This window comes from Bacillus sp. LUNF1, from assembly GCF_011008975.1.
Lineage (GTDB): Bacteria > Bacillota > Bacilli > Bacillales > Bacillaceae > Bacillus > Bacillus velezensis.
This window is the reverse complement of sequence record NZ_CP048876.1, coordinates 1-10,000: the sequence shown is the minus strand read 5'-3', so window position 1 is coordinate 10,000 and position 10,000 is coordinate 1. Positions and strand designations below refer to the sequence as shown.

7 protein-coding genes and 1 rRNA gene (1 of these 8 cut by a window edge) are annotated in these 10,000 nt (G+C 45.5%); all 8 read right to left on the bottom strand.

The features are described from left to right. Positions 1-651, bottom strand: a 16S ribosomal RNA gene (locus tag G4O42_RS00040); it reaches 899 nt to the left of the window's first position. A 298-nt stretch (positions 652-949) separates the two neighbouring features. Continuing rightward, positions 950-3,409, bottom strand: coding sequence for a DNA gyrase subunit A (gyrA, locus tag G4O42_RS00035; protein ID WP_032875298.1), 2,460 nt, complete (start codon positions 3,407-3,409; stop codon positions 950-952). Positions 3,410-3,624: 215 nt separating this feature from the next. Then, positions 3,625-5,541, bottom strand: coding sequence for a DNA topoisomerase (ATP-hydrolyzing) subunit B (gene gyrB / locus G4O42_RS00030; protein WP_007409911.1), 1,917 nt, complete (start codon positions 5,539-5,541; stop codon positions 3,625-3,627). Between the two features lie 56 nt (positions 5,542-5,597). Next, positions 5,598-5,843 (bottom strand): extracellular matrix regulator RemB, encoded by a 246-nt coding sequence (gene remB / locus G4O42_RS00025; protein WP_004392908.1) that lies wholly within the window; start codon positions 5,841-5,843, stop codon positions 5,598-5,600. A gap of 17 nt (positions 5,844-5,860) precedes the next feature. Further along, the gene (gene recF, locus G4O42_RS00020) at positions 5,861-6,973 is read right to left on the bottom strand and encodes a DNA replication/repair protein RecF (protein WP_007409910.1); all 1,113 of its coding nucleotides are present in this window, start codon (positions 6,971-6,973) and stop codon (positions 5,861-5,863) included. A 15-nt stretch (positions 6,974-6,988) separates the two neighbouring features. Beyond that, entirely contained in the window at positions 6,989-7,204 is a 216-nt protein-coding gene (rlbA, locus tag G4O42_RS00015; RefSeq protein ID WP_004392910.1) for a ribosome maturation protein RlbA, read from the bottom strand. 134 nt (positions 7,205-7,338) lie between these two features. Continuing rightward, complete coding sequence (dnaN, locus tag G4O42_RS00010) at positions 7,339-8,475, bottom strand: DNA polymerase III subunit beta (RefSeq protein WP_007409909.1); 1,137 nt, start codon at positions 8,473-8,475, stop codon at positions 7,339-7,341. Positions 8,476-8,659: 184 nt separating this feature from the next. Then, positions 8,660-10,000, bottom strand: coding sequence for a chromosomal replication initiator protein DnaA (gene dnaA / locus G4O42_RS00005; protein WP_007409908.1), 1,341 nt, complete (start codon positions 9,998-10,000; stop codon positions 8,660-8,662).

Below are 10,000 nucleotides of genomic sequence, written 5' to 3'. Positions count from 1 at the left end.
AGTTTCCAATGACCCTCCCCGGTTGAGCCGGGGGCTTTCACATCAGACTTAAGAAACCGCCTGCGAGCCCTTTACGCCCAATAATTCCGGACAACGCTTGCCACCTACGTATTACCGCGGCTGCTGGCACGTAGTTAGCCGTGGCTTTCTGGTTAGGTACCGTCAAGGTGCCGCCCTATTTGAACGGCACTTGTTCTTCCCTAACAACAGAGCTTTACGATCCGAAAACCTTCATCACTCACGCGGCGTTGCTCCGTCAGACTTTCGTCCATTGCGGAAGATTCCCTACTGCTGCCTCCCGTAGGAGTCTGGGCCGTGTCTCAGTCCCAGTGTGGCCGATCACCCTCTCAGGTCGGCTACGCATCGTTGCCTTGGTGAGCCGTTACCTCACCAACTAGCTAATGCGCCGCGGGTCCATCTGTAAGTGGTAGCCAAAGCCACCTTTTATGTCTGAACCATGCGGTTCAAACAACCATCCGGTATTAGCCCCGGTTTCCCGGAGTTATCCCAGTCTTACAGGCAGGTTACCCACGTGTTACTCACCCGTCCGCCGCTAACATCAGGGAGCAAGCTCCCATCTGTCCGCTCGACTTGCATGTATTAGGCACGCCGCCAGCGTTCGTCCTGAGCCAGGATCAAACTCTCCGATAAAGTAGTTTGACTGACTACGCACATCGCTGTGCGATTTATTTAAAACTTTGAATTAACAGGTACGTTTTGTCTTGTTTAGTTTTCAAAGAACTTTTTTCACTTCTCTCGAAGCGACCTCTTAATCATAACATTTTCAGTTTGCTAGGTCAATACTTTTTTAAAAAATATTTTCGCTAGGCTTGCCTTCTATTAAAAAGACAACAAAAATGATTATATCAGCATCATCACTATGTGTCAAAGCTTTTTTTCAATTCTTTATATAGTAAAAGCGCAGCCTATTACAGCTGCGCTTTTTCGTTTATACTTCTTCCGTTTCTTCCGGCTCTTCTTCATTCTTTTCCACAAGCGCCACAGTGGCTACATGCTCTTGATCAGACATGCGGATCAGACGGACGCCTTGTGTTACGCGTCCCGTAGTGGAAATATCATTAATATCCATTCTGATTAACACGCCGCTTGCCGTAATAATCATTAAGTCCTCTTCGCCTTTTGTTGCTTTCACGGTTACTAACGGACCATTGCTGTCAGTGATTTTACATGTTTTAAGGCCTTTTCCGCCCCGGCTTTGAACTCTGTATTCTGAAGCCGGTGTGCGTTTGCCGTAGCCGTTTTCTGTCACTATGAGGACGTGGGAGTCTTCTTCAAGAATCTCCATGCCTACAACGACATCATCATCTGTCAGCGTGATGCCTTTAACACCCGCAGCTGTGCGTCCCATTTGTCTTACATCTTCTTCAGGGAAACGGATCAGCAAACCGTTCTTCGTTCCGATGATGATTTGTTTCTTGCCGTCAGTCAGGCGGACGGCCATCAGTTCATCGTCTTCCCGGAGACCTAGGGCGATCAGCCCGTTATTCCGTATATTCGCAAACTGGGACAGTGCCGTACGTTTCGACACCCCTTGTTTGGTCGTAAAGAAGAGGTATTGCTCTTCATCAAACGTGCTGACCGGAATAATGGCATTAATCCATTCGCCTTTTTCAACTTCCAGAAGGTTAATAATCGGAATGCCTTTTGCCGTACGGCCGTATTCAGGGATTTCATAACCTTTAGAACGGTAGACCTTCCCTTTATTAGAGAAGAACAGGATCGTATCGTGCGTTGATGTGGAAATTAAGTGTTCCACAAAGTCATCTTCATTCGTTCCCATTCCCTGTACGCCTTTTCCGCCCCGTTTTTGGCTGCGGTATGTGGACGCCGGGAGACGTTTAACATAGCCGTTATGGGTCAGTGTGATGACGATGTTTTCTCTCTCGATAAGATCTTCATCTTCAATTGTTTCAAGACCGGACGTCACGATTTCAGTGCGTCTCTCATCATTGAAACGCTCTTTGATTTCATTAAGTTCTTCACGGATGATCTCAAGAACTCTTTCTTCATTGGCTAAAATATCTTTCAGCTCGGCGATAAGCGCAACAAGTGATTGATATTCCTCTTCAATCTTTTCGCGCTCCAGACCGGTTAATCGCTGAAGGCGCATATCCAGAATGGCTTGCGCTTGTTTTTCAGTCAGTGAGAATTGTTCGATCAAACCTGTTCTCGCAATTTCAGCCGTCTGGGAACTGCGGATAAGAGAAATAACAGCATCTAAATGATCGAGAGCAATTCTTAAACCTTCCAGAATGTGAGCTCTCGCTTCCGCTTTGCGAAGTTCGTAAGCCGTTCTGCGCCGGATCACAATCTTTTGGTGATCAAGATAATGCTCCAGACATTGTTTCAGGCTTAGTACCTTCGGCTGTCCGTCAACGAGCGCCAGCAGGTTGATTCCGAAAGACGTCTGCAGGGCCGTTTGTTTGTACAGGTTATTCAAAATGACGTGAGCATTGGCGTCACGGCGGATCTCAATGACGATTCTCATTCCGTTACGGTCGGATTCGTCACGCAGATCGGTAATTCCTTCGATTTTTTTGTCCCGGACAAGATCTGCGATTTTTTCAATTAATCTCGCTTTGTTCACCTGATAAGGAAGTTCTGTGACAATAATTCTTTCTTTTCCCGATGATGTCTCTTCGATTTCAGCCTTAGCCCGGATCGTAATGGATCCCCGTCCGGATTCATATGCCTTGCGGATGCCGCTCCGGCCCAAAATCTGACCTGCAGTCGGAAAATCCGGGCCCGGGATGTATTCCATCAGCTCCTGGTTTGTAATCTCAGGATTCTCACTTACGGCAAGCACGCCTTCAATGACTTCCCCAAGCTGATGCGGAGGAATATTTGTCGCCATTCCGACCGCAATACCGGCAGCTCCGTTTACGAGCAGATTCGGAAATCTCGAAGGCATGACGACAGGTTCTCTTTCTGCGCCGTCATAGTTATCTTGATAATCAATCGTATCTTTCGTAATGTCCCGGAGGATTTCCATTGCGATTTTTGACATTCTCGCTTCTGTGTAACGCATCGCGGCCGCTGAGTCGCCGTCAACCGAACCGAAGTTGCCGTGTCCGTCAACAAGCATGTAGCGGTAGTTAAAATCCTGCGCCATTCTGACCATTGATTCGTAAACCGCTGAGTCACCGTGCGGGTGGTACTTACCGATAACTTCACCGACGATACGGGCAGATTTTTTATATGGTTTGTCACTGGTCATGCCTAAATCATTCATTGCGTACAAAATCCGCCTGTGAACCGGCTTCAGACCGTCACGCACATCCGGAAGCGCCCGGGATACGATAACGCTCATTGCATAGTCCAGGAAGGATGTCCGCATTTCCTGACTGATATTGACTTCACGTACTTGTGGTGTGTTTTGTTCACTCATTAAAAAAACCTCCCTGAAGTATCACATGAAATAATGTGGGAGTAGATTGTCCATTATGATCTTCAATACGATTTCACTATTCTCCATTATATCAATAAACTTGTGTTTATACACATTAATTTAGTAGAATATACGGGTTTTGCGGGTTTTCAGAGGCTTTAGAAGCCGCTTTGAGAAAAAAGCCTTATTTCTTAACGAAAATAAGGCTTTCTTGGTTAAATATCAAGATTTTTCACGTATCTGGCGTTTGCTTCTATGAAGTTTCTCCGCGGTTCTACTTTGTCACCCATCAGCATTTCAAAAGTCTCGTCAGCGTCCATTGCATCTTCAAGATTGACTTGCAGAAGCGTTCTGGTCGCAGGGTCCATTGTCGTTTCCCAAAGCTGAGTCGCGTTCATTTCTCCAAGACCTTTATAACGCTGGAGGCCGGGCTTAGGTGATTGCGGAAGTTCTTTTAACAGCTCATCAAGCTGCTTATCATTATAAGCGTATTCCACCCGTTTTCCCTGCTGCACTTTATAAAGCGGCGGCTGGGCAATGTAGACATAGCCGTTTTCGATGATTTCCCGCATGTATCTGTAGAAGAACGTTAATAAAAGCGTTCTGATGTGGGCGCCGTCAACATCGGCATCCGTCATGATGACCACTTTATGATAACGCGCTTTTTCAAGATTAAAATCTTCTCCGATTCCTGTTCCGAGGGCCGTGATCATTGATCTGACCTCATTGTTTGAGAGAATCTTATCAAGTCTGGCTTTCTCAACGTTCAGAATCTTACCGCGCAGCGGCAGAATGGCTTGGAAATGACGGTCCCGTCCCTGTTTCGCTGATCCGCCCGCAGAGTCACCCTCTACGATATACAGCTCGGAAATGCTCGGATCTTTAGAAGAACAGTCCGCCAGTTTGCCCGGCAGATTGGAAATCTCAAGCGCACTTTTGCGGCGGGTCAATTCCCGCGCTTTTTTCGCTGCCATCCGCGCTCTTGCGGCCATTAAACCTTTTTCAACGATTTTGCGGGCTGAGTCCGGATTTTCAAGAAGGAATGTTTCCAGCGCAGAAGAAAACAGCGTATCAGTGATCGTTCTCGCTTCGGAGTTGCCGAGCTTCGTTTTCGTCTGCCCTTCGAATTGCGGATCAGGGTGCTTAATTGAAATAATGGCAGTCAGCCCTTCCCTCACATCATCCCCGCTTAAATTCGGATCATTTTCTTTGAAAATCCCTTTTCTTCTTGCATAGTCGTTTATAACACGGGTCAGACCGGTTTTAAATCCGGCTTCGTGCGTGCCGCCTTCGTATGTGTTGATATTATTTGTGAAAGAATAAATATTGCTTGTATAGCTGTCGTTGTATTGCAATGCAACTTCAACCGTTATGCCGTCTTTCTCGCCTTCGATATAAATCGGCTCTTCATGAACGACTTCTTTGGAACGGTTTAAGTACTCAACATAGCTTTTGATTCCGCCTTCGTAGTGGTACTCGTTTTTCCGTTCTTGTCCTTCACGTTTGTCTTCAATCGTGATGTTTACACCTTTTGTCAGGAAGGCCAATTCCCGGACACGGTTTGAAAGCAGGTCATAGTCGTATTCGGTTGTTTCTTTGAAAATTTCCGGATCCGGAACGAAGTGCGTAATCGTTCCGGTCTTATCAGTATCACCGATCACTTCAAGATCGGCCACAGGTACACCGCGCTCGTACGCCTGATAGTGGATTTTTCCGTCACGATGAACCGTAACGTCAAGAGTGGTCGACAAGGCGTTTACGACAGACGCCCCTACACCGTGAAGACCGCCGGATACTTTATATCCGCTTCCGTCAAATTTACCGCCGGCGTGGAGAACGGTCATGATGACTTCAACCGCAGGGCGGCCCATCTTCTCCTGGATACCGACCGGAATTCCGCGCCCGTTGTCCTTAACGGTAATGCTGTTATCTTTTTCAATCTCGATGTTAATATCTGTACAATAACCGGCCAGGGCTTCGTCAATACTGTTGTCGACGATTTCCCACACCAAGTGGTGAAGGCCTTTGCTGTTAGTTGATCCGATGTACATCCCCGGTCTCTTTCGAACAGCTTCCAAACCTTCTAATACCTGTATCTGATTCTCATCATAACTATTTTGCTGCTGTTCCATAGCCATGCACATTCACCTACACTTTTCTTAAACGATATATTCATTGTAAAGATCCGCTAAGAATCTATTTCTAACATAAATTGCGCACGTTTCTTCAGTGTGCCGGAAGATAAGGGAGAGTAATATATATTCTCAGTCGTGACTACGATAGACTTTGGCGTGCCGTTTACGGACGGCACTACTTTTTCTTTCTGTCTGTCCAGAAATTCTTCAACGATCGGCGATACATTGACCTTGCAGTCAAAAATGCCGACGATATCGCGTGTTGAAACGACAAAGTCGTCACCTAAATGAATATACAATCGCTCACCTCATTTCTTCACTTCACTAACGTACCGTTTTCCACACGGAACATTCCTGCTTGATGTAAGGTATCGTGGTCAATGCCATCCACGCTTGTCGTGGTGACAAATGTCTGCACACGGCCTTGGATCGTATGAAGCAAATGGGACTGTCGGTAATCATCCAGCTCGCTTAGTACATCATCCAAAAGTAAAATGGGGTATTCTCCGATTTCTTCATGAATCAAATCTATTTCGGCCAGCTTCAAAGACAAAGCCGTCGTACGCTGCTGTCCCTGTGAACCGTACGTCTGCACATCGCGTCCGTTCACATAAAAAAGGACATCATCCCGATGCGGTCCGAATAATGTGACGCCTCGTTCTATTTCTTTTTCTTTTAATTTCGAAAAAGACTCCTGGTAGCTGTTACCTATTTTCGACAAATCTTTGGGATCTGATACATCAAGCGCCGTGTGATACTTAAGCGTCAGTTCTTCAAGTCCCCGGGAAATGCCGGAATGGATCGGCTGCGCCCATTTTTCAAGCTGTGCCGTAAACTGCAGACGTTTGGCGACAACTTTTGCGGCTGCTTCAATCAGCTGATCAGTGAGAACGTCAAGCATAGTCCGGTCAGTCTGTTTCCGGCTTTGCAGCTGTTTCAGAAAATGATTCCGCTGTGAAAGGATTTTTTGATAAAGAGATAAATCATACAGATAAACGGCAGAAACCTGCCCGATCTCCATATCGAGAAATCTCCTCCTCACCTGAGGGCTTCCTTTGACGAGATTTAAATCCTCAGGGGCAAACATAATGGTGTTCAGCGCTCCGACATACTGACTGAGTTTTTGCTGCTCTATATGATTGACCTTGCCCTTTTTACCTTTTTTGGAGATGACAAGCTGCATCGGGATGTCCCCGTTACGCTTCATCACTCTTCCTTCTATTTTAGCATAGTCTTCGTCCCACCGTATAAGTTCTTTGTCATTTGAGGTGCGGTGTGACTTTGCCATCGAAAGGACATAGATGGCTTCCATCAAATTGGTTTTGCCTTGGGCATTTTCTCCGATGATCACATTCACCTTGTTTTCGAATTGAAGCTCAGCGCGCTCATAATTACGGTAGGATGTTAATTCTAAATTTTGGATATACAACCGCTGTCACCCGCTTTAATTGACGACTTGAAATGAACCAAATCCTTCAATCGCGACCACGTCTCCAACGTAAAGCTTTCTGCCGCGGCGATTGTCAGGTTCATTGTTGACAGTCACCTCATGCTCGCTCAGAAACCACTTCGCCATGCCGCCGGACTGAATCACATCGGCTAATTTTAAAAACTGGCCAAGCGTAATCATTTCTGTATCAATCGAAATCGGATTTGCCATATTATCGACCTCTTTCAAATATCACTAATATCTAATTGTACTAAAAAATCCTGAAATAAGGAAAGGGAAAACTCGAGGGAGCGGCTGATGAATAGAAAAGCTGCCGAACAAAGCCGGCAGCACATTCTGTTTGATTAATACGTTCTGACCGGAAGGATGAGCTGAACGATGGTTTCATCATTCGGCGTACGGATAAGAAACGGTCTCATCGCTCCCGTAAAGCTGATACGGATGTCCGCTCCTTCAAGTACTTTCAGTGCGTCCATCATATATTTTGGACTGAATGAAATATTTAATTCCTCGCCGTCAATCTGGTCAGCCAGCACAGCTTCGACCACTTTCCCGATTTCCGGAGAATTTGATGAAATCTCCAGCGAATCCGCCGGTTTGGCAGAAAGCTTTACAACGTTGTTGCGGCCTTCTCTCGCCAATAAAGAAGCACGGTCTATCGCCTGTAAAAATTCCTTCGTGTTCACGACGATTTCCGTTTTGCTTTCCTGCGGAATTAAGCTGGTCGTGTCCGGATAGTTTCCGTCAAGCAATCTTGAGAAGAACAATACGTTTTTCGCTTTGAACAGAACTTGGGTTTCTGTAATGACGATATCAACCAGTTCTTGGTTGTCATCAAGAATTTTGCTCAGCTCGGTTAAGCTTTTCCCGGGAATGACCACGTTATAAGAGCTGTCTTCCGGAATATCAAGCTTCGCCTTTCTTAAAGCGAGTCGGTGGCTATCCGTGGCAGTGCATAATAATTCACCGTTTTCGACTTTCCAGTTTACACCTGTCAAGATAGGGCGTGTTTCTGAGGCGGACACAGCGAACACGGTTTGGCGGATCAGGTTTTTCAAAAGATCCGTCGGAATCTGAATGGCGTGATGCTCTTCGATTTGCGGTAGATGCGGATATTCATCTGCATCAAGGCCGTTTAAATTAAATTCGGCTTTTCCGGAACGGATAATCGTTAAATATTGATTTTGAACTTCGATTTCAACAGTCGCCATCGGCAGTTTTTTAACGATTTCACTGAAGAAACGCGCTTGCAGCACGATACTTCCCGGCTGATCGATCGTCACGATTTCTTTATCATCATCTTCTTTCGGAATGAATGACTCGATTGAAATATCAGAGTCACTTCCTGTGAAAGATACACCTTCATCTGAGGCGACGATCTTAATACCAGTGAGAATGGGAATTGTGGTTCTGGATGAAACGGCTTTTAGAACGTCTTGTACACTTTCGACTAAACGATCTTTTTGAATCGTAAATTTCATGTTTATCCTCCTAACGGATAATATAATTAATATATTTTAAAAATAGCAGTAGTAATAGTAGGGCCTGTGGATTTGTGGATAAGTTGTGAAAAAGACAGGAAACACAGCCTATCCACATGTGGACAGACTGTGTATGGCTATGAAAAAGTTATTCACACTTTCCCCGATTCATCCGAGGACACTATTATTTAAGCAGTTCTTTTATTTCTTTCACCTGCTGCTGAAGCTGCTCGTCATCAATCAGCAGTTTTGAAATCTTTTCATGGGCGTGAATGACGGTTGTATGGTCTCTGCCGCCAAATTCTTCCCCGATTTTAGGCAAAGAAGAATCCGTCATTTCTCTTGAAAGATACATCGCAATCTGTCTTGGGAACGCCACGGATTTCGTGCGCTTTTTCGCTTTGAAATCTTCTAGCTTAATGTTGAACTGCTGTCCGACAATCCGCTGAATCTCTTTTATCGTAATGACCTTCGGCTTAGAAGACGGAATAATATCTTTCAATGCTTCTGCAGCCAGGTCTGCGTTAATGTCTTTATTGATTAAGGATGAATAGGCGACAACCCGTATTAATGCCCCTTCCAGTTCGCGGATGTTGCTGTCAATCTGATTCGCGATGTAAAGCATGACCTCGTTCGGAATATCAAGGCCTTCCGCCTTCGCTTTTTTTCTCAGGATGGCAATCCGCGTTTCCAGATCCGGCGGTGTGATATCGGTAATCAATCCCCATTCGAACCGCGAACGCAGGCGGTCTTCAAGGGTCGGGATCTCTTTCGGCGGTCTGTCGCTGGAAATCACGATTTGTTTGCTTTCTTCATGAAGCGTGTTGAATGTATGGAAAAACTCTTCCTGTGTTTGTTCTTTTCCGGCTAAAAATTGAATATCATCTATCAAAAGTACATCAACGTTCCGGTAGCGGTTGCGGAAATCAACGGCTTTATTATCGCGGATTGAGTTGATGAATTCATTTGTGAATTTTTCAGAAGACAGGTACACCACTTTGGCTGAAGGATTATGATCAATGACATAATGGCCGATCGCGTGCATTAAGTGGGTTTTTCCTAAGCCGACTCCCCCGTATATAAATAAAGGGTTGTACGCTTTAGCGGGTGCTTCCGCCACAGCCAGTGATGCTGCATGGGCGAATCGGTTTCCCGATCCGATGACGAATGTGTCGAATGTATATTTCGGGTTGAGCATGCTTTGGGGAAAATCAGACGGTTCCTCTTTTGCCGCTTTTTTCACTTGCGGTTTCGGTAAAAAGTTTTCTTCGTCCTGATTTTGAGGAATGACAAATTTGACGCTCAATTCTTCCCCGGTTAATTCGTATATGGTATCTGCAATGAGATGTAAGTACCTGGACTCCAGCCAGTCTCTGGCAAATTCATTGGGAGCGGTGATGGTTAAGGTATCCCCTTGCAGCGAATGGGCTTTCGTCGACTTCATCCAAGTTTCGAAACTCGGTTTGCTTAGCTTTTTCTCAATTTGAGCTAGAGCTTGATTCCAAAGATCTAATATATTCTCCAT